Consider the following 22,227-nt stretch of genomic DNA (forward strand, 5'->3'; position numbering starts at 1 on the left):
ACTCAATCGTTGCTGTAATCGTAGTTATAGCTGTAGTAGTATCCGCTTTCTTTATCTGCGGATTTCGTATTGAAATCGTTCAGAACTGCGCCGAGGATGTTTGCGTGCACCGTGTCCAGATTCTTCTTCGCCAACGCCACTTCATCATACGTTGCATGGTTTTGGCGAATCACCAGAATCACGCCATCCGCGTACTGACTCAACACGGCTGCGTCTGTTACCACAGATACCGGCGGCGTATCAAAGATGATATAGTCGTAATGCTTTTCCAACTCTTCGACCAGAATCTTCATACGACCGGATCCCAACAATTCTGCCGGATTCGGTGGAATCGCATCTGCGATGATTACGTGTAGATTCAGAGATTTCATATTTACAATGGACTCTGTCAGTACACCACCGGACAGAATGTTTGTCAGGCCTTTGTACGAAGACTTGTCCAGTTTCAGATACCGATGCAAAATTGGTTTACGCAAGTCGCAGTCCATTAGTAAAACCCGACTGCCAGCATCCGCCAGTGACACCGCCAAGTTGATTGCCACACTGCTCTTGCCTTCCCCGGGAATTGCGCTGGTCATGATGATCTTCTTGCACGATTTACCCATCGCAAGAAACTTCAGATTCGTACGCAGACTCTTAAACGCTTCCTGATACTGGAACGGTGTATCTTTTCCTACCAACATGAATTTTCGATTGGAGTGCTTCTCTCTCCTTGCCATCGTTTCGCCCTCCTTATCCTTTCATGTTGACCTGCGGAATGACACCTAGCACCGTCAGTCCCAATTTTTTATTAATATCTGTATCGGTCATAAATTTGTTGTTCAGCATACTGCGAAGGAATATCACACCCAAGCCAAGTGCCAAGCCCAACATGCCCGCAATAGCAGTATTCATCATTTTCCTAGGAGATACCGGGTTTTCCCCCGCCTTAGGTTGTGAGATTACTTCCACACTGCCCGCTTTTACTGTCTGGATGATGATATCCGGGGCCTGTTCCACAATACTCGCTACAATTTGCTGCGCCAACTCTGGATCCTCGTCCTGTGCAGAAATTTTCATCACTTGTGTAGAATTCACTGATTCTACCGTCACTTTTCCCAGCAAATCTTCATAATCCATATCCAGACCCAAATCCTCAATGGTCTTGTCCAACACCGTATCGCTGGTCAGAATTACTGAATAGGTATCCACCAACTTCGTAGCGGAATTGATCTGGTCGCTGGTAATATTCGTCTGAGCAACAGCGTCTTCTCGTGAATTCACGATCATCGTTGCGCTAGCCTCGTATCGAGGCGTCATAACAAACGTACTGAGCAAATATCCTGCTGCCGCAAACAATGCAGTTAACGCGATCAGACCTAACAGATTTTTCTTCAGCAGTAAAATAATCTCCCTCAAGTCTATGGTCTCGTACTCCTGTTCTTCCAACTTGTTCCCTCCAATAATTTATAAATCCTTGCACAAGAATTCTCCATCTCACGGCTCCTCATGATACCCCGCCCATAAAGAAGCTTCTTTTTCCACGAAATCCCATAACAAAGCGAAACACGCAACATCTACTATCTGTAGCATTGCACATTTAGTTTAGTATAAATCTTTTTTCATCTCAATTCAATAAGACAGCTATATTTTTGCATCGGAAAGCAGTAGGCTAAAATTAAACACTTACTTTTTGTACACTATCTCTAAACTCTGCCAATTGCAACCAAAATGCTCCGCAATTAATTTTTAGCCAAACCTCTCATCTAAAAAACAGCAGCGCATTATTCCTCACCATAGAAAAATTCTTTCAGGATTTGTGCATTTGCTTCAAAATCCACACCGATCATCTTTCGTCCATCCACACCCACACTATTCCAACAGGTATCGTAGGTCGGTATTGTCATCTGTTCTAACTGCGCACCTGCGCTAATAAATCCGGGCATCTCCAACAGCAAAGAAGTAATTTCCGACTTTGTCAAATTGGTCTGAATCATTGGCAAAAGCTCATCTGCCAAATTATTCAAAGTCACGATGTCCAGATTCTTTACTTGATTAATTGCGGCCTGCACCACTGTGCGCTGGCGTTCGATACGTGACCAGTCGCTGTCGATCTTGCGAATGCGCGCATAAGCCGTTGCCGTGTCTCCATTCAAATGATTCCAGCCTGCCGTGACCGTCTGAATATCTGAACCGCTTCCATAATACTCCTGCTTAGTGGTATTCAAATGATCGGCTTCCGCCTGAGTTAATTCGATATCCACACCACCAATGGTATCAATGGCTTTACTCATAAAATTGAAATTGACTCGCACATAACGCTCCACATCTAACTTAAAGCAATCACGCACTGTCTGCAAAGTCAAAGCTGCCCCACCATAGCGAAACGTATGCGTAATCCAATCATCATTTCGACCTGGAATGGGGACTCCTATTCCCCGCTCAATGCTGACCAATTTCATCATGTGATCTTTTGTGTTTAGGCTCAACACCATAATTGCATCCGCTCGAGCATTGTCACTAAACTCAGCTGTTCTTTCATCTGTTCCTAAAAGCAGAATATTCATTACATTGCTATCGCTATAAACATCGCCTTCGAGAATCTCAATCGTCCCATCTTCATCCTCTGGCGCATCAGGCAAATCGCCAATGTCCAATTCATCATTATTTACTGCATAGCTGGTACTTGTATCAATCTCTCGACTACCATCATCGTAATTAATCATATCCAGCTTTGAATTGTAGTAAGCAATACCACCTAGAATCAATAGCACAATTACAATTAACACACCGAGTAAGACGATCAAACCTGCTTTTTTCTTTTTGTTGTCCAAACTCTTCTCTCACTTTCTGATTAAAAATCCCCCACAAAATACTGCCGCTGATGCCATATAAACCTCATTGCTCATCATCCGCTGTTGCCAACCACGTTTTTTAATCATTTCATGAAATTATTGCATATTCTTTAACATATTCTGAACATACTCTGTACTGAGAATTTTTTCGACAGTACCCCCTATATCCAAGCGATTGGTATTATGGCTAGTATAGGCAACATCCGCCATAGTATGTACCTGACCATCCACCACAAACTTGTCATAGTTCAAATCTCTACTATCCATCGAAACACGGTAATAGTTCCCCATATCTTCACTACGCAAACGCTCTTCACATGTCATAAGCGTCTCATAAAGCTTTTCACCATGTCGTGTTCCTATGATACGGGTTCCTGTATCACCAAACAATCGTTGCACCGCCTTCGCCAAGTCGCCAATCGTCGAGGCATCCGCTTTTTGGATAAACAAATCACCAGGGGCTGCATGCTGAAATGCAAACATTACCAAATCTACTGCTTCATCAAGATTCATCAAAAAGCGAGTCATACTAGGATCCGTAATAGTAATTGGGTTTCCGGATGTAATCTGATCGATAAACAGCGGAATCACAGAGCCTCGGGAGCACATAACATTCCCGTAACGTGTACAACAGATCACCGTATTTCCATGTTCCGCTGCCACTCGGGCATTCGCATAAATCACATGTTCCATCATGGCTTTTGATATTCCCATCGCATTGATCGGATAGGCAGCTTTATCAGTGGAAAGACAAACTACTCGTTTTACCCCGGCATCAATCGCCGCGTGGAGAACATTATCTGTACCCTCAACGTTAGTTCTCACCGCTTCCATCGGAAAGAACTCACAACTGGGCACTTGCTTGAGCGCCGCCGCGTGAAAAATATAATCCACGCCGTACATAGCGTCTCGGACAGATTGTGAATTACGCACATCACCAATATAAAATTTCACCTTGCCCGCATCTTCAGGATACTTTGTTTGCAATTCATGCCTCATATCATCCTGCTTCTTTTCATCTCTGGAAAAGATGCGAATTTCCTTCAGATCCGAATGCAGAAAATGCTTCAGAACAGTGGACCCAAAGGAGCCCGTTCCACCAGTAATCATAAGAGTTGCTCCAAATAATACAGACATATCAAGTATTCCCCCTCATTTCATTGACACCTCTTGTGGATTATAAACTCCATTGAGACCTTCTTTTTTCTCTTCTATTCCATAAATCACTTTCCCAATATATTCTGCTACTTTGAAATCATCTTCCGTATTAATATCCACCGCTTCAAACTTATCAACAATGTGGACATACGGCTTTCTGCCGATTCGACATCTATAACGCTCCAGGCTGCCTTTGGATATTCCGTATAAACCGGTTGTCTCCTCAATCACAGGCGGCATGTCCTGACTTCGTGGCAAAATATCCGGCCTGTAATTGATCGGTGTATTCGCAAACCAGTAGAAACTATGATTTTCAAGCGCTGTAAAACAAGAGTCGTATTCTTCACTCATCACTAAGTGAGTATAGCACGCACGAATCGTTTCCGGCCGCATATACGGCGCAGTGGCAAACAGCTGAAAATAATAATCGTATTCTGGATGCGTCTCATAGTGATAGACTAGCAAGTCATTTCCGTTCGCCGTATTTTGGGCTAATTCCGGCTTACGATCAATCACACAAAATCCCATCGCGATCGCATACTCAGCCACCTCTTTACTGTTTGTATCAATATATACATCATCGAAAACATTTGCTTTCTTGATATGTTCACAAATATATTCATAAAGCTTTTTTCCGTTCAGCATTCTCAGATTTTTACCTGGAACGCGTTCCGAGTTGGCTTTAATGGGGACAAAACAGGCTGTTTTCATTTGGGTACCTCCTATCATAATGAGTTATACGTTTTCTTCCTTATTGTGTTGTCTATTTATCATCTCTAACAACGTATTTTTCTTTGCAAAGCATACCAGTAAAATCATAAAAATCATGCCATATCGAATCAAGGGATATGGGTACATCTCCACGCAAAGGACCAGCATCACAACCAATACCGCCGTAATAATTATGATTAACGAAATGTGATACAAAGACTCCGAGATGCCTGCATTTTTCAGTATCCTGCGCATAAGCAAATAATGCGCCACGGCCAAAATGAAATAGCATGCAACCGTGGTATACGCAGCTGCGATATAGCCGAATCGTGGCATAAAGATCAAGTTCAGCACAACATTCAATACAGCCGCCGCACAGGATCCCAGCATGACAAAGCGATTCTGTTCAAAATAGAATTCAATATTCGCAAACAAAGAATACACAAAAATCAAATATCCGGACAATGCGATCGGCGGAATCACATAGACTGCTTCGGAATATTCCGGCGGGCCCATGATACAAATGATTTCCGGTGCCATCAAAACCGGCACCAAAGAAACAAATGCGACCAACAATACTAAAAGCATCGAACATTTTTTCAGCCGATCATATTGCTGCATCTTGCAAGCCTGATAAGTCCACGGAATAAAAGAATAATTGATACTGTTTGTGACGATTGTCATGATCAATCCGATCGAATAAGCCAAACCATAAATAGCAAGCTTTGTCATTCCGGAAAATTTTTCAATCATAATCCTGTCCGATTGCCCTAAAACGAACTGCGCCAGATAATGCGGGATCAGTGGAAGATTAAATGCCAATGCGAATTTCCAGTAAGCCGCGTGGAAAAATCTTCGTCCACGATAAAAATTCAGCACATAAAAAAATATTCCGATAACAGCATTCAAAAGACTTACGGAAAGGATTCTCGCCACACCTTTTTCACTAGACGCTTGGACCGCCACAAGCCCCAATAAGGGATTGACAACCGCAGTGAAAATCGTCAGCATAACAAGGGCTCGATAATGATATTCAAAGCGCTGACGCATCATCCAATATTGCAAAGCTGGTAGAAAAAATATCTCTACAAGCATACTGATAATAACGATATGGGGCAGTCCAAGAACAGCAGACCATACATTCGGTGCAATGAGATAGGCCATTACAACAACAAGCGCTGCAAGGGAAGAAAGGCCCTGCGTTGCTGAAGTATAACGGTCTCTATCGTGCTCATATTTTAACATTCCATTGTTGAAAACACCAGCAAACAGATTCAATGTTCCAAAAATCGTAATAATTCCCAGCCATGACTGATACAAATTAAACTGTCCATATTGATCCGTCGTCATCAAGCGCGTGAACATTGGAACCGTCAGCAGTTGAATTCCTTTTTGCAAGATACTGCAGATAATAAACCACACAGTGGCTTTTACCGCGTTCGAAAAATTTGTATAACACCTAAAAATATTTTTCATGACAAGCATTCTTTTTCAAAAAAATTTTTATATTGCTCTTCAGGGTTTGTGGGGCCGCAAATGCGGCTCCGTATTTCATTCAAATCTTCTGCATTAAGATCGAAAATATCTTCAAACCCATTGATATCCGAAAAAGAAATTTCCGCAACAGATTGATATTTGTCATATTGACCGGGCTCAAAATAATGATATATAGACGAGCCCATCCATAAAAGCTCCAACAGCATTGATGAGTTTCCCACTATAGAAAAATCCACCTGTTCGATATACTCCTCCAACGTTGTGGTTCGACCGCAAATCACGCCTCGGCACAATCCTTTGCTCACATACGCATCGTATTCAATGCCTTTGTCCGTCGGATGATACTTAAGAATGTATTGAAAACCTATCTTTCCCGCGATTTGATTCGCAACCTTCACAAGCGCAATATTCTGCTGACTATTTGCATTCCAATTCAGCACAACACCAAACTTTCTCGTCGCCTTTTTATGGAAATCTCCTTGCTTTACACCAATAAATTTTGGCATTCCCAAAATGCGGAACCGATACGTATCCAGCCCCATCACCTCTGCTTCTTGTACTGTATATTTATTCCAAGCAAGAAAAAAATCCGCAGTACTGACCTTCAATTCAAATCCATATTCATCTGTATTTTTAAAATTATCAATTCCCCTTGCAAACGTACCATGTTGCAATGTATATGTTACTTTTCCGCTTTCTTTGAAAAGCTGGACCATAAAACAATCTGTCGGCCATCCGTCAAAATAAACCACAAGTCTCTTATATCGCTGTAATGGTAACTCACTAATAATTCCTATCAAGCTATCAATTTCAATCAAATTAGGCCAAATATGTATAAAAGCCGAGAACTTTAATCCTCGTTTGACTGCCATCACAAACCATCCTACTGATTTTCCCAAATACCGAATCAAATTTTTCCAATGGATTGCATATGGGTTTTCATGCTCGACAAAGTTTTTCCCAACAAGTGCATCTGCACAAGGACAACACTCATATACCTTCATAAAATTTTTTAAATGATCCGCACGATGATAACCTGATGCACAAAAAAACAATGTATCTGATTTTTCTTTTTGAATAAAATCAAATTGGTTCGGTGACAAATACAAAAGTTCCAAAACAACACTTTTTAAGGCGTTTTTCGTCTTTTTTTCATATTTTTCGAAAAATAGCGGCAATGCCAAAATTTTTTTCCAGTCGAGTCTTTTGTACCGTTTCAAATTCTGCCTTCTTTCTTATATCTTATTGTGCAGTATCCTCCTGTAATGCGTCACAAAAAGCACTCGGCGTACATAAATAATATTTTTCCTTTAACGCATCTGTTTCGATCTGCTTTGGAAGGCTGCTTGTGAATTCTTTCAACTTTTGTGCGTTTTCTATAGAGGATACAGATTCATCCAACAAAAGCGCCCCGGCATATTCGCGCAAGTAGGGCAGGCTTGGCTCATTCGGTGTTTTGTAAGTTGTAATAATGGGCTTTCCCGTAGACATATACTCAAAAATCTTACAGGGAATCTGGCAAGTATTGGCACTTCCAATGTTCAGCAGTGCATCTGCTTGAGCCAGTATCTTTTCAACTTCCGAATGCGGAACAGACTTTATGATATGAATCTGTTTAGGAGCCGCTTTCTGTGCTTGACACAGTAAATCCTCACAGTCATTGGCATCCCCAATAAAGCTAATCGCAACATTTTGCAAGTTTGCGGCCAAAAACGCCTTCAAAAATGGCTCTGGATTTTTCAAATTCTTTTTCAACGATCCCAGATATACCAAATTGATTTTATCTTTCGGAAGGAAGTCTATATCTGCTTGTTGCTTGATATTTTCCATTTTTAAAAGCGGGATGTCCAGCACACGAATTCTGGAATAATATGGTTCGTCACAACTATGTTTCTGGTGGTGTTTTTGATGCGCTTTCATAATATAAATGCCATCTGCATTCTTCAAAAGCAGTCTTTCCCACTTTTTCCCCTGCTTTGCCACCCATTCCTGCGACGTGAGCTTCGGAAATATACCACCAGAAAGAGAATCTAGAAAATATACAATATACTTCAAATTTGGCTTTTTACGCTTCAAAATATGCCCCACCAACACCGCATTAAACGGTGTATACGTACATACAACGGTATCAATATGATCCGTTTCAATCATCTTTTTCGCAGCATGATAGGTAAGCCACAAATTGATGGGCGCGTTAAACGGCCAAAACCAAAGAGAAAAAAATGTTCTAACATCTTTAAGAAAAATGCCGAATTTAAACCAGATACTTTCTAATTTTCCCGGATGTTGACGGTACCACGCAGTAAGCCGTGTTGTCGCATCGGCGCGCACTCGTACAACGCGAAGTCCATCGTACACTTCTTCTGGTTTCTGATATCCATCATTAATTGCCAAAACAGACACATCGCAGCCACGCTTTTGGAGTTCCTTTGCCACCTGATGCACACAGATCCCATTCGGCAATGCAAATTCACCGAAATAATCTCCTATGAATAAAATTTTTTCACCCATCTGTGCTTCTCCACCATTGCTCTCAATTTTTATAGAAGAAAGATCAGCGCAATGATCACTGCAGCGAGAAAAACAATGGCTGCTGTCATTCCCCATAAAAGGAACCTGGCCATTCGATTCATATGCCGCAGGCGCCACAAAAGCAAAACAGAATAACAAAATTGCCGAATCTTTCCTTTTACACTAGGACAATCTTGATACATCCACTCTTCATATTCTGGGAGTTCAAATTTTTCATTCTCAATATCCCAAAAACAAAAATCTTTATTTTTTTCAATACATTCCATCATTTTATCAAAACGCTTGATTGCTGCAGCATCCACTTTTACATTTTCAGGGTCTGTTCTGTCCAAAAAAGAAAAGCTATGCAGAAAAAAGATCACCGGATAATCGTACGGCTGCTTTGCAATCTGTCCGAGGACATGTTTCAATTCTGACACGCTAAGTGTTGCCAAGTCTATCTTTTCATAACGCTTAAACTTTCCAAATTGAGCAAGCTGAAAAATCGTAACCGGAATCTCGATCAGCTTTCCCAAAGAATAAGGAATATTTTTGCTTTTGGGATTGGAAATATGGCACCAATCTCTAGATGCGAAACTGGAAAACTCATATTGATACGAATAGTCCTGCAAAATTTTTATAGTATCGTCGTTCACACTGTATTTACCCGCACGAAAATATAGCGGCGGATGACCCGTCATTTCTTCAAAATCCTTTGTACAGGCGTCAATAATCTTTCTCTGCTCTTCAGCTGTATATTGCCACAGGAAATCGTGCTCAGGATTTGCCATATGCATCGGATGAATATGTACACCTGCAATGTGTCCACGCTGCTCAATTCGGTTCAATACTTCTTTAATCTGATTTTTGCCATATGCGTACCCGCCAGGCATATCTACAAAAAAAAGTCCTCGGACACCATGCGCATCGCAGATGTCCATAATTTTATCAATTCCAACTCTTTCCTTGCCGCCCCAAATGTTTCTAGCGATCGCATCTGGTCCACTGATCCCTTCCGCATCAATCGTAACCAAACAACGTTTCATTTAACGGTCCTCCCTATGAGAGCATTTTGTCTTTTGAAAGTAAACCAAAACAGCACTCCAATAGAATAATAGGTAAGCGGTTCTGTCATAAGGCAAACAATTATCAGACCCAAGAATAAAAATTTTCTGTTCGCAAAATAGTATTTCGATTTTGAAACAAGCTGGTTGAGATATGCTATTCCATAAATAATCCCCAGCTGAACAAAAACGTTGGCAATTCCATTGCTATTATCTTGAACGCCAAAATCGGCATATCTGTCATAGGAAAGTCTTGTTCCAATCCCAACTCCTAATATAGGGTTATCTCTGAGTATTCCGGGTGTACTGGTAAGCGCCGCCAACCGTTTTGGAAGTGATTGATTCACAGAAAAGAATTTGTACTGGATTGCATAACTGTTCCACGCAAAATAAAGGATTATCAATATAATTGCCACCATCGGGACCAACATCAGAACCTTAAACCCGATAGATTTATTTTTCCATTTAACCAACAACCAGTAACATACAATTCCAACAAGTACAATGTACCCCGTAGTCGATTTAGTAGTTAAAATAGAAACCACAAACAATAGGAGTGCAACATAATATAGCTTCTTTTGGGCTCTGTACACATTCTGAAACAGAAGGAAAAAAAGGCCAACGTTCAAATAAATCTGAAAAATTCCAGGCTCCCAAAAAATAGACGAATTTCTAAAATCTTTAAATCCGCAAAATGAATGCAGTAAAATGAATTGGTGAATCTCATTTCCATATATCGCAAAACGATCGATTCCAAACAAAATCGCCGCAATATAAATCACAAGGCTACTTGCTGCAATGGCTGTTAGCACAACGATAAACGCATGCTCAAAGGCGGAAATGGTCATCATCGTTGTCATCATAAAAACAAAAACTACAATCAGTGCACAAGTAATATATGCTCCTTCACTCGGTTTTTCGTCTAGAATGTGCCAATAAAAAAAGTCTGCTAATAGAAATCCGCCTACCACCAACAAGGTTCTGAGATTACGCTTTGAAATGCTTTTTACTTTAAAAACAAAAACTAAAACAGCTATTGCATCAACCAAATAAACTACTTTTAAACCTACGACTGACACAATAGCGCTTCCGCCCAGAAGAAAAAAGCCCAACAACATCAAACAATCCCAAAGTGTACATGACGATGTTTTTGATATGCCCTTCATTGTCATCTAGTATCTCCCACACATCCGCCTTATTCTTACTGCAACGAAAGCGCTGCTCTTTATTTGTTTTCGATAAAATCTCTTAATAAGGCGTTATATTTTTCCAAAGACACTCGATACTGATTCTTCCTGCAATTTTGGCAGATTTCATCATATCGAGCTTTGTTATTTTTTAATTCAAGAAGTGCATCCACTAATTCATCTTCTTGCTTATGACTCACCGCAATGCCAACGCCCCACTGCTCAGTCAGCTTTGCCAAATACGTATTTTTAGCAACGATAATCGGCAACTCACACAAAATCGCCTCATATAACTTATTGGGCAATGCAATACGCACGTTGGCCATATCCGCATCGTATACGGAATAAACGCAATCAAGCATCCCATACAATTGAGCAATTCTACGAGTATAATTAAACGGCCCTAAAAATTTACAATAATCCGCATTTTCCTTGCACAAATCTTCGATTTCTGAATCTGTTGCGGCCCCCGCAAATATCACCTTCACATCAGCCCGCTTTGCCGCACGAATCAGCATTTTCAATTGTTCTTTGTATCGAATAGAACCAATAAAACCGACCGTAAACGGTCCATCCTGTTTTTTGGAATAATCCGCAAAATCTTCTTTGCGTGGCATATTCGGCAAAAACACTACTTTTTCTTCTGTAATGTATTGATAATAATATGATTTATAAAATTCACGCGAAGTAATCACCAAAAGATCTACAATTTTCATCAGGTTGCTCTCAGCCGCTATCAGCATCCGACGAAATATTTTTCTAGCAGGATTCCGCGGCACATCCGCAATATAGCGGTGCAGATCTGCGATTTCATAAATAACACGAACGCTCGGATGTGATTTTTTATACTGCCATGCAATCGCCAACATATCAAAATTGCCTACATAAATAAAATCCGGAGCCTGTTTCTTCAGTTCCGCCAAAGCCGCCTTTGCGTAAAAAAACCACTGTGGAATCCTCTTAAACGGTGAGGTCTGATTTGCCTCGATATTGATCCCTGTGCTGGGAATATCAATATCAACAATGGGCTGTTCCTTGTTTCCTCGTTTGTTCCAATAAATCGCAGAAACATCATTGCCGGGTTTGAGCACTTCAAACCTCTTTTTATATCGAGAATCCGGTAAATGTGAAATCACAAATATAATATTCATCGATCGATTTTCCTTTTTTGATTTTATATACTAGCTATAGTCAGCGAAAAGCTCAAAGAACCTTTTTCGCTGACTATCCACGCAGCACAATCTTTTTTTGCACCATACTCAGGTGCATACGGCATCTGTTCCCTCTTCCGCTCCCCGCTAAAAGTCATTGTTCCAATACCTTCTATCTGAACGGAATCCTCCAATTCGAACAAGCGCGCACAAGGCACAACGTGAACAGCCGCCTCAAGGAGCTGATTACTTCTCGAATGGTCGCAAACCGTCAACTTTGACCCTCGTAATTCCACTGTACGAATCACTTTGCAATTGGCTTGATCAGTCATTTCCGCTTTTAACAGGTTTCCGCTAAATTCAAGACAGCGGCACCGCTGCCTTTTAGCTGTACGAAATGTGCCCCAACAAGAAGATTGTTCTCTCCTATCAACCCGGACAGTATTATGCGCTAGCGTACTCCGGAAGAATGGACGCAATGCATCCTGATAAGCATATGTTCCACAATTAACCAAAACCGGTTTTCCTTTAAAAAACACTTCGAAACTAAGTGCGTCACAATGCACATGTCCCGCCAAGTATTGCGGTCCTATCTCTCCTGCGTCCACAATAACTCGCACGTCATTTTCTTCCAAAATATAATACCCCGCATTAGGGAATTGTTTTTTAAATACCGGCAACAAATGAAATTTATTTTTCGCTTCTTCACACAGCGCTTCCAAACTTTTGGCCACATTGTTTCCGCAGTCATTAAACAGCGGCAATCGATCTAAATCATATTCCATAGAATAGGCCGCATCCAACATCGGCTGCAAATGCTTTTCGATCTCCAAATCCGGAACATTCGCCGCTCGCAACGCAGCCGCCACACGCAACATACCCTCAAAAATAATTTTATGATACATTGGGCTCAACTCAAAATGCATACCATCTGGAAGAATTTGTTCGTTGCACTGTTTTTTAAATTCGAGCAAAACCCGGCTAAGCACTTTTTCATCCTGAAAAAAAAGCGCACATAATATCAACGCTTTCAAATCTTCAAAATAATGGTTACCCAACAGATCTTTTTCCAGATGACCTGAAAGATACACATATTGTTCGTACAAAGCATTGATGAATCGATCATAAAACACCTTGTCTTCTCTTACTGTTTCATATAAGTAAGAAAAGCAACTCAACCAATTTGTCAGGCGCAATGCCACCGTATACGGTGCCCAACCATTTCCACCTGCACTTCGGGGATTATTCTTGATCCAGCCTTCTACACAGGTTTTGATTTTTTCATAATACATCCTGTTCCCGGTTCGCCTGTATGCTTCTACCAGGGGAAATAAATACTCAAAATAGTGTAAATTAAAATTCCACAATGGGGTTTCATCTGGAAAATACCACGGCTCATCCCATGAAAACTTACGAGATTGATGTAAAAAGCAAACATGATCTTGCATCAACTCTTCCACCGGGAATCGGGCTAAAAACACTGGATCAAAGTCTAATTTTTCCATTTGGGCAATCAAAGTAAGCTTCTCATTGCCAACGCTAATAGGCTTTATCTCGCATCCAATGGAACACTCCATACCCAAAGTCTTCCGTACGCGATAGTAAACCTGGCTCGGTTTCATGTATCGCACCGTGTTCCAATACAGCGAAACTATGCTCATAGCACCCTCCCGAAGTCAATTACATTCGCACAAAATATCCGCTATGCGTTCACACGCATGGCCATCCCCATATGGATTCGATGCCTTACTCATCGCACCATAAGCGTTCTGATCTAACAAAAGGCGATTAAATTCCTCATAAATCTTTTCTTCATCCGTACCAACCAGCTTCAGCGTCCCCGCCGCAATTCCTTCCGGACGCTCTGTAGTATCACGCATCACGAGAACCGGTTTGCCCAGGCTGGGAGCTTCTTCCTGAATACCGCCGCTATCTGTCAAAATCAGATAACTCCTTGCGAGGAAATTATGAAAATCCAATACATCCAGCGGCTCAATAATATGGAATCGATCATCATTGCCAAAAATCTCTTCAGCAGCTTGACGGACAACTGGATTCATATGAATCGGATAAATCACCTTTAAATCATCATGCTCATCTACAATTCTCTTGATTGCACGAAACATGTGGTGCATCGGCTCGCCTAAATTCTCACGTCGATGCGCTGTCAGCATAATCAAACGACTCCCTTTCGCCCAGTCCAGTTCTGGATGAACATAGTCTTCACGAACAGTAGTCTTCAACGCGTCGATTGCAGTATTGCCCGTCACATAAATGCTTCTTGGGTCTTTACCTTCTTTTAACAAGTTTTGTTTAGCAAGTTCCGTAGGCGCAAAGTTATACTTTGCAATAATACTGACAGCCTGCCGATTAAACTCTTCCGGATACGGAGAATAAATATGATAAGTACGCAATCCCGCTTCAACGTGACCAACCGGAATCTGCAAGTAAAAACATGCCAAGGCAGTGACAAAGGTAGTAGACGTATCGCCATGCACCAGCACCACATCCGGCTTTACTTCTTCTAATACCGCCTTGATACGCATTAGAATATTTGTGGTCACATCAAACAAGGTCTGTTTATCTTTCATAATAGAAAGATCATAATCCGGCTGTACATGAAAAGCTGCCAACACCTGATCCAACATCTGACGATGCTGCCCCGTGACGCAAACAACGGTTTCTATTGTCTTCCTCTTTTTTAATTCATTCACAAGGGGACACATCTTAATTGCTTCCGGGCGTGTCCCAAAAACCAACATTACTTTTTTCATAACGCTTCTACTTTCTTTTCACTTTAATTCCCAACAGAAATGCGACGATCGGAATTTTAGGCAAAATATACTTGCATAACACCAGCGTTCCCACAATATTTGCCAACCAGATACCACAAACAAGTAAAACGGCATTTTCAATATGCAAAATATTACAAAGCAGAATCCGCATTACAGCAAGAATATATCCGTTAAATAAATACAATTGCAATGAATATCTGCTGCACTCTTCCAAAAAACATCCAACTTTTTGAAGAATTCCTTCTTTAAGCTTACCATTCTGCGTTAACACGAAATTAATAAAAATCGAACAACACAAAATCATGGAAAGCGCTCTAATGTATCCGATCACAATTAACAGAAAGCCCGTCGTTGAGCTGTATCCCAACAAAAGATACACTGCTAAACTTATAGAAAACACACAAAGCGAATCAAATTTCTTTTCACTAAAGATTCTTCCTGCGTTCAAATATGGCTGTGCTAATTGTCCAATAATAAAATACGGCATATATCGAACAACACCGTTCAGAAGGAAAATCTCCGGAATCCCATCCAAACACTGAACGGCTATCAAAACACATACCAAAATCATCTTTGAAACAGTTGTGCAAAATACATGCTCCAAAAGCGGATAAAAAGCAAAAATTAAAAACAAAACATAAATAAACCAATACCCGCCGCCATAAAAAATTAGATCTCTTAGTCCCTCTTGAAATGGTACCGTTCCATTCACCAATTTTCCACCAAAGGCATGTAAAAGCAATGCCGCCATGCCTAAAAACAAATATGGAATTCCAAGACGTCTTATCTTCCCCTTGAGCATCGTGCGATATTCATGGCGACAATATACTGCACCAGATAACACAAAAAACAATTCCATGTGAAATGAATAAATCCAATTGTGCAATGTCAAGCACCACGAAAGTTGTGAAATATCAATTGGATACACAATAAACGAGTGTCCTAAAATCATCAGAGCTGCTGCAAAACGCGCATCAAGTCAACTCCAATAATCCTATGCCGCTCCATTCCCATTGGTGTTTTCCCCTTTTTGCTTACAAATGATATACATCCGGCAAATCGCAGATGATATTATGGCAATCCAGAACATATTTTCCCCTAAGTTTTGCCATATTCTCTTTGATCTCATTGTGCTTTACCATTACGACCACCAAATCAATATCTTTGAGGAACGTATCCAAATCATGGTACTGATTTTCTACTACGTCATAAGTAATAAATGGATCATAAACCTTTAAACCAGGCGCAAGATGCCGCTTCTGACTTTCCAGCAACTGCAATGTGGGAGACTCGCGCATGTCATCCACATTTTCTTTATAGGTAAGGCCATACAAACCTACGCGGTCTATACTCCTCATATTTTTTTCTTTCATAATTTCGTAAATGCGCTCCAAAACGAAATCCGGCATACTGTCATTCGTCCTCATTGCTTCATCGATTACTTTCGCAAGGCTAGGATAATCACCAACTAAAAACCATGGATCGACACTGATGCAATGTCCGCCAACACCAGGGCCCGGCTGTAAAATGTTGACGCGAGGATGCATATTACAAATTCTAATTATTTCATATACATCCATATTATCATGACGACATATTTTTGCCAGTTCATTGGCAAATGCAATATTGACCGCACGGAAAGTATTCTCCACAACTTTCGTCATTTCTGCTGTACGAATGTCGGTAACCACAATCTCGCCCTGACAAAATGATGAATAAAGATCTTTCACCTTTTCACCAATTTTTTTATCGTCTGCACCAATTGTACGATTGTTATGTAATAATTCATACACCATATTTCCGGGAATAATACGTTCCGGTGCATGGACCAAGTGAATATCCTTTCCAATTACAAAACCATTTTTCTCGATTTCTGGACGAACATATTTATCAATCGTTCCCGGAGAAACCGTAGACTCAATTACGACGCTTGCCCCCTTTTGACAAACTTCCATCACACTTTTTACAGCCGCAACCACATAGCAGGCGTCCACTTTTTTGCTAAAGTTATCATAAGGCGTTGGAACTGATATGATATATGTATCCGTCACTTGATATTCTGTTGTGAATTTGATTCCACTCTTTAAAGCTTTTGCGAACAATTCATCCAAGCCGTCTTCTTTAAATGTTGTTTGGCCTGCATTCAGCGTAGCAACAAGTTCCTTATTATAATCTGTCCCTACAACCTCTACCCCGTGTGAGGCCATCATGAGAGCTGTTGGCAAGCCGATATAGCCCAGACCAATCACATTAACCGCTGACATTTTTATATCTCCTTTTTTACTCAAATATTTCCGCAAAGAATACGCAGCTCTTTTTCCAACAAGATTGCCGCTTTTTGTCTAGAGTGCTTTTCTAAAATAATTTTTTCTGCTTTTGCTTTATGCGTCAAGAACTCACCATGATGATAATATATTTTTAGAAAAGCCCTCCATAGCGCATCGCTGTCATTAGGCCGCACCGCAATCCCCAGCTCACAGTCGTTCAAAATATCGGCTGCATCACCAACAGCTGCTAAAAGGACTGGACAACCTGTTCCAAGTGCCTCATACATTTTGGTTGGCACACTATCTTTAAGATTTTCATTTTTCAAAGAAACAAAACTAACCTGTGCCGCTTTTAACACTGAATACATTTCTGAATTTGGCAAGCGTCCTGCAAAAGTCACATTATCCAGTTGGCGCTTTTGTGCTACGTTTTTCAATTGTTGTTCCTCAGCACCAGCACCAAATAGAATAAACCGCACTGGTAATTGTTCATTTTGAGCCTTCTCTGCCACATCCAACAACTGCTGCAGACCTTGCGCCAACCCTAAATTTCCGATATAGACACAAGTAAACTGTCCTGTCTGAAAATATCTTTCCACCGTTTGGCAGTTAACTTTATTTTTTAAAAAAAGCTCATCGAGTCCATTGGGAATATTAATAACTCTTGTTTTTGGACAGTATCCCTGCAATTTTTTCACTTTTCCAGGACTAACCGCTGTAACCAAATCCGAATGCTTCAACATAAAATCACGTATTATTTTGAATGCTTTATAATAAATACTTTTTTCAGAAAAACTTCCCATCTCCAAAGCTACATCCGGCCAGATATCACGCACATCATATACTAACTTTGCACGCTTCATCCGCGCAATCATCCATCCAGAAATACTAATCAAGGGGGGCGGAGAAGTAGTAAGCACAATATCTGCGGCACCCGTTTTCAATGACATAAAAAAGGAAGTAACCGCAAATCCCATACTATTTAACAATCTGTAAAAAGTAGTCTTTTTTTTCAGCGGCGGTGTAGGACAATAAAATACATTTTCATATTTTTCTTCCGACATCTTGGGTGCAAGCACCTTCACGGTATGCCCTTGCGCTGTCCAGATATCATAGAAAGCTCGCATTCGCTTAGCACAAGGGCCCTCATTCGGATACGGATCGCCCATATGAATCAAAATATTCATTCATATTCCTCTCTGTCATCTCGGTCTTCTGTATTCAAACAAACTACTGGTAGAGCATTTTAATTTCTCATCGGAACTATCAACAACACCATCGCAACGAAGTACTTTTACTACTGTTCTCCAAATAATTCTCATGTCCAGTGTAAAGGACATATTTTGTACGTATTCCCGATCCCATTTTATTTTATCGTAGCCATCCACTGTATCGCGTCCGTTGATTTGTGCAAGACCTGTAATTCCCGGTTGAATCTGATAAATACCATAATAGTTCCGAAGATAATGCATCTCATCCTCACGTGCTAAAAGCGGTCGCGGTCCAACAAGACTCATATGTCCCAAAACACAATCCACCAGTTGCGGTAACTCATCTATGCTAGTCTTGCGAATAACCTTTCCAACCTTCGTAATGTATTGTTCCGCATTCATAAACTCATTGGTCCCCAGCTCCGGTGTTCCTTGTTTCATACTGCGAAACTTATGTAAAATAAACGGTTTTCCGTTCTTTCCAATACGCTCTTGTTTAAAAATAATGCTTTCATGAGGAGAATCAATTTTAATCGCAATTGATACCAAAACAAGTATCGGAGATAATATGATCAATGCCATAAACGCACACATAAAATCTAACACTCGTTTCATTTTCAAGTAAGCTTTTTGTTTTTTTGTTATCACTATTTGATTCTTGCGGATCAAATTTTCTAAATTAGGATCCATCATATCACACATTTCAAATCCCTCTTTTTTCAAAAGGCACTCTATTCCCCTCTGATCTTTGATTTCAATTTTAAACGTCTATAGATTCAACTAAATATTAAAATTTCTATAATAGAATGATTTCACTTCTGATTTTTCCAGAAGTCTATCCTTTTGACTTAACTGATAGCTTCTCGAAAACAAACTCTGCAATTTTCACATACAGATATAGTATACTATAATCGCATCATATCGCTCAAGGGCAAAAGAGACGGAAAATACTGGCGTAGCCTTCCTTTTTTTACCCATATCGACATATCTTTCCAATAAATCGCCATTAAAAAATTCACACGGAATTTTCCTCCTCCCAATTACACATATGGCCAGCTTAATTCATGTAAAAGAATAGCACTTTCCATATTTTAAATCAACAGCAGATATACGTTTTGTTCGCCAAATGAAAACTCTTTTCAATCATACTATTTGTATGATTGGAGTGGTACAAATGGTTAACTTTGGAGATAGACTGAAAGAATTAAGGAAACGCTCAAAGCTTTCACAAGAGCAATTGGCCGGACAACTTGGAATCACCAAAGGAATGATTTCAAGCTACGAAACTTCTATGCGCATGCCGAGTTATCGGATTCTGTTGAAAATTGCACTTTTTTTCAATGTTTCCACCGATTATCTGCTGGGAAAAAGTAAGAATGATATGATTAACATTTCTGATTTAAGCGAAGTGCAAAAGGCATTGATCTGCGAAATCATCAATCAGTTTCGCATGGGCAATAAATAATAGCCATATTTTCATCCCGGGCATCTTTTTGGCATCAAGCAAAAAACAGCAACAAAAGTTCCAATAGGCTTCCCTTTCCTCACCGAGGCATTTCAATGAGGAAAAGTGAGTCTAAAGGAAATCGCGCCAAATAACTTTTGATGGATATTGAGGCGGTCCGTGTCTTTTATGGATCGGCAATGAATTAATTAGCACTTCTACCAAACACATTTTTAAAATTTCGGGCAGCCTTTGGAGAGCTACCAAATGATTTAGCTTATATTTCATCAGTTTCTACTGCAGGAGACTGACGGCCTTAATGGCCTTCGCGATAAGACTCTGTTTTATTCTGCCGTGCAAACCTACTGTCAACATTTGCTGGATAAGCGCTTTGCTCTACTTCGCTCAAGGCTGGTTACACACTGATAAAAAGGTGTTTTTTCACGACAGGAATAAACGCTTGCTATTATGCACTACTCGTTCTTTTGGCTGTATTAATTGCAATATATCACAAAATATTCATAATAATGATGACCTGTTCATCTTTTTATTTTCGCCTTTTTCGATTCATGGGGGGTCGCTTTTATGTTCACTCGTTGTTATATAATCAATCCAAAAAGAGTAAAAGCAACTTAAATAAAGTAACATCTCGTTTTGTAAAGGAAAACCTTTACATGTCATAAAAACAGTTACAAATTCCCAACAATATTTTTAGCTCAATGTCTTGAAAAGCAATTAATTTGAGAATATAATTCAAGCGTATATATGTGCATATTCCAATTTTCCAAGGTACATAATTTAAAACTTGTAGGAGTGTAAGATGCATTATATTTCTTTAGGTTATTTTTGCTCTGTAGCAAGCGATCTTGAAAAACTGGGTCTGAGAGAGTGTTCTTCTCCTTTCGATTGGTTAATTTCTGATTTTGAAGGTGTAATGCTAGCTATTCAAGAGCATTGTGTCGATTTCTTAGAGTATAGATATTTGTCTCAGGACCAAAAGAGGCATCATGTTTACAAAAACACAAAATATAATATTAAGTTTTGCCATGATTTTAGTAAATATAAATCGTTGCAAGAGCAGCTTCCCAACATTCGTAAAAAATATAATAGACGCATAGAAAGGTTTTTTGATGCAATTACCACGCCGACTTGTTTCATACGATATATTTCAGACGAAAAAACAATTGATGGAAAGTCAAGCGAACTGGTTTATATTGAAAACAACTATGATAAAATTCTTGATATTATAAAAGCCTTTAATAAAGAAAATGAAATTATTTTTATCGCAAACGAAGGGGTAACTTCTGATAAAGTCCCCCTCTTTAACGTGCAAAAAGATGAAAATGATGTTGTAGCGAGAAGGCCTATTTATAAATCCTCGGTATTATTCGAAAAATTCAGCAATATTGATATGCCGAATAAACAGGCAAATATTGATAGATATTTAGAAAAAGAGAAGGCTCGAAATTCAATGTCTAGCTATCTAAAGCGAAAATGTGTGTCCGCATTTAACCGAATATTTTTGAAAGAATATCTTCATGAAAGCCAGTATTATGAAAGCTCGTATTAATGATTAGTTTTGAGGTCGCTTATCAATGTATAAGCGGCATTTTTATAGTATCCATTGACACATCTTCTCGCACGGTTTGTCATTCTCATACGACTTTAACCATCTACAACCAAACTTTTATTCTTATAATATAAAGCGAGAAGACATTTCTTTGACTTCGCATAGCTCGTATTTAAATCTTGTTACACAGCAAAACTGTCTTGTTCCAGGGACTGGAAGAGCATCTGCTTTTGCATCCGTCTGCCATTGGTTGATTTGGCCGCAAAATCGAATTACAAAACTTATAGTCTTTAGCGAAGAAAAGCATTTGCGCTGCAAAAGCATAAAGACCTTTCCGCATGGATTAGGATTACAAATTGCCAATTACTGCTTTTCAACGATGTGTAACATTTGCTTCCAATTCGGGTATACCTTTATAGAGTCAATTAATTTGACTAGATTAAAAGGAGGTCTGTACATAATGGACGAAAAATTGGCCAAAGAAATTTTTTCTGATAAAGAATTTGTTAAGTCCCTGCTTCTGATGGAGACTCCGGAAGAGGTCCAGTCTGCGCTGAAGGAAAAAGGACTTGAACTGACCGTGGAAGACATTCTGCAGATTCGCGAGATGTGCAATCGAGCAGACGCGGAAGAACTCTCGGAAGATGAGTTGGAAAATGTGGCTGGCGGAATTTGCCCCGCTGTGATCGTGTTGGGCTTTTTCGGCACGCTTCAGTTGATTGGACTCGTTCACGAAGCAACCAATCGCCGTTGGTAAAAGAAAAAACAGACCCTGTCCGGAAATTCCAGACAGGGTCTGTTCTTTTGAGTTTTACGAAGGAAGTGTT

At 40.0% G+C, this 22,227-nt stretch carries 20 protein-coding genes; 3 read left to right on the forward strand and 17 right to left on the reverse strand.

From position 1 onward, the window contains the following. Positions 1-2: 2 nt before the first annotated feature. From ACKTS9_RS06150 to ACKTS9_RS06230, 17 genes are all read right to left on the reverse strand, one after another. Complete coding sequence (locus ACKTS9_RS06150; protein ID WP_407879601.1) at positions 3-719, reverse strand: CpsD/CapB family tyrosine-protein kinase; 717 nt, start codon at positions 717-719, stop codon at positions 3-5. Between the two features lie 13 nt (positions 720-732). Beyond that, positions 733-1,428, reverse strand: coding sequence for a YveK family protein (locus tag ACKTS9_RS06155; RefSeq protein WP_407879603.1), 696 nt, complete (start codon positions 1,426-1,428; stop codon positions 733-735). 335 nt (positions 1,429-1,763) lie between these two features. Continuing rightward, positions 1,764-2,813 (reverse strand): LCP family protein, encoded by a 1,050-nt coding sequence (locus ACKTS9_RS06160; RefSeq protein WP_407879605.1) that lies wholly within the window; start codon positions 2,811-2,813, stop codon positions 1,764-1,766. Between the two features lie 117 nt (positions 2,814-2,930). Continuing rightward, positions 2,931-3,971: a polysaccharide biosynthesis protein gene (locus ACKTS9_RS06165; RefSeq protein ID WP_407879607.1), complete on the reverse strand. Its 1,041-nt coding sequence runs from the start codon at positions 3,969-3,971 to the stop codon at positions 2,931-2,933. 15 nt (positions 3,972-3,986) lie between these two features. Beyond that, positions 3,987-4,703: a cytidylyltransferase domain-containing protein gene (locus ACKTS9_RS06170; protein ID WP_407879609.1), complete on the reverse strand. Its 717-nt coding sequence runs from the start codon at positions 4,701-4,703 to the stop codon at positions 3,987-3,989. Positions 4,704-4,727: 24 nt separating this feature from the next. Then, complete coding sequence (locus ACKTS9_RS06175; protein WP_407879611.1) at positions 4,728-6,179, reverse strand: lipopolysaccharide biosynthesis protein; 1,452 nt, start codon at positions 6,177-6,179, stop codon at positions 4,728-4,730. Continuing rightward, a complete protein-coding gene (locus ACKTS9_RS06180; RefSeq protein WP_407879613.1) occupies positions 6,176-7,420 on the reverse strand; it encodes a hypothetical protein in 1,245 nt (414 codons plus the stop codon). Before ACKTS9_RS06180 ends, ACKTS9_RS06175 begins: the two co-directional genes overlap by 4 nt. A 22-nt stretch (positions 7,421-7,442) precedes the next feature. Beyond that, positions 7,443-8,711 (reverse strand): glycosyltransferase, encoded by a 1,269-nt coding sequence (locus tag ACKTS9_RS06185; RefSeq protein ID WP_407879615.1) that lies wholly within the window; start codon positions 8,709-8,711, stop codon positions 7,443-7,445. A gap of 29 nt (positions 8,712-8,740) precedes the next feature. Next, positions 8,741-9,757: a polysaccharide deacetylase family protein gene (locus ACKTS9_RS06190; protein WP_407879617.1), complete on the reverse strand. Its 1,017-nt coding sequence runs from the start codon at positions 9,755-9,757 to the stop codon at positions 8,741-8,743. Next, complete coding sequence (locus tag ACKTS9_RS06195; RefSeq protein ID WP_407879619.1) at positions 9,754-10,947, reverse strand: O-antigen ligase family protein; 1,194 nt, start codon at positions 10,945-10,947, stop codon at positions 9,754-9,756. The genes ACKTS9_RS06190 and ACKTS9_RS06195 overlap by 4 nt, the downstream gene beginning before the upstream one ends. Before the next feature lie 53 nt (positions 10,948-11,000). Then, a complete protein-coding gene (locus ACKTS9_RS06200) occupies positions 11,001-12,113 on the reverse strand; it encodes a glycosyltransferase (RefSeq protein WP_407879621.1) in 1,113 nt (370 codons plus the stop codon). 23 nt (positions 12,114-12,136) lie between these two features. After that, positions 12,137-13,690: a heparinase II/III family protein gene (locus tag ACKTS9_RS06205; protein ID WP_407879623.1), complete on the reverse strand. Its 1,554-nt coding sequence runs from the start codon at positions 13,688-13,690 to the stop codon at positions 12,137-12,139. 99 nt (positions 13,691-13,789) lie between these two features. Continuing rightward, positions 13,790-14,887, reverse strand: a complete 1,098-nt coding sequence (gene wecB / locus ACKTS9_RS06210) for a non-hydrolyzing UDP-N-acetylglucosamine 2-epimerase (protein WP_407879625.1) — start codon at positions 14,885-14,887, stop codon at positions 13,790-13,792. Between the two features lie 7 nt (positions 14,888-14,894). After that, positions 14,895-15,863 (reverse strand): acyltransferase family protein, encoded by a 969-nt coding sequence (locus tag ACKTS9_RS06215; protein WP_407882085.1) that lies wholly within the window; start codon positions 15,861-15,863, stop codon positions 14,895-14,897. Between the two features lie 79 nt (positions 15,864-15,942). After that, the gene (locus ACKTS9_RS06220; RefSeq protein ID WP_407879627.1) at positions 15,943-17,172 is read right to left on the reverse strand and encodes a nucleotide sugar dehydrogenase; all 1,230 of its coding nucleotides are present in this window, start codon (positions 17,170-17,172) and stop codon (positions 15,943-15,945) included. A gap of 20 nt (positions 17,173-17,192) precedes the next feature. Continuing rightward, positions 17,193-18,362, reverse strand: a complete 1,170-nt coding sequence (locus ACKTS9_RS06225) for a glycosyltransferase family 4 protein (protein ID WP_407879629.1) — start codon at positions 18,360-18,362, stop codon at positions 17,193-17,195. A gap of 15 nt (positions 18,363-18,377) precedes the next feature. Continuing rightward, complete coding sequence (locus tag ACKTS9_RS06230) at positions 18,378-19,088, reverse strand: sugar transferase (protein ID WP_407879631.1); 711 nt, start codon at positions 19,086-19,088, stop codon at positions 18,378-18,380. Positions 19,089-19,560: 472 nt separating this feature from the next. Here ACKTS9_RS06230 and ACKTS9_RS06235 point away from each other — a divergent pair, with 472 nt between their 5' ends. The 3 genes from ACKTS9_RS06235 to ACKTS9_RS06245 all read left to right on the forward strand — a co-directional run bounded on the left by ACKTS9_RS06235 (position 19,561) and on the right by ACKTS9_RS06245 (position 22,157). After that, on the forward strand, positions 19,561-19,851 hold the full coding sequence (locus tag ACKTS9_RS06235; protein ID WP_407879633.1) for a helix-turn-helix domain-containing protein: 291 nt from the start codon (positions 19,561-19,563) through the stop codon (positions 19,849-19,851). Between the two features lie 799 nt (positions 19,852-20,650). Continuing rightward, positions 20,651-21,400 carry a DUF1796 family putative cysteine peptidase gene (locus tag ACKTS9_RS06240; RefSeq protein WP_407879635.1) on the forward strand — a complete coding sequence of 250 codons (750 nt, stop codon included), beginning with the start codon at positions 20,651-20,653 and terminating at the stop codon, positions 21,398-21,400. 460 nt (positions 21,401-21,860) lie between these two features. Next, on the forward strand, positions 21,861-22,157 hold the full coding sequence (locus ACKTS9_RS06245) for a Nif11-like leader peptide family RiPP precursor (protein ID WP_407879637.1): 297 nt from the start codon (positions 21,861-21,863) through the stop codon (positions 22,155-22,157). Positions 22,158-22,227 lie beyond the last annotated feature (70 nt).

The organism is Owariibacterium komagatae, from assembly GCF_045865535.1.
Taxonomy (GTDB): domain Bacteria; phylum Bacillota; class Clostridia; order Oscillospirales; family Ruminococcaceae; genus Ruthenibacterium; species Ruthenibacterium komagatae.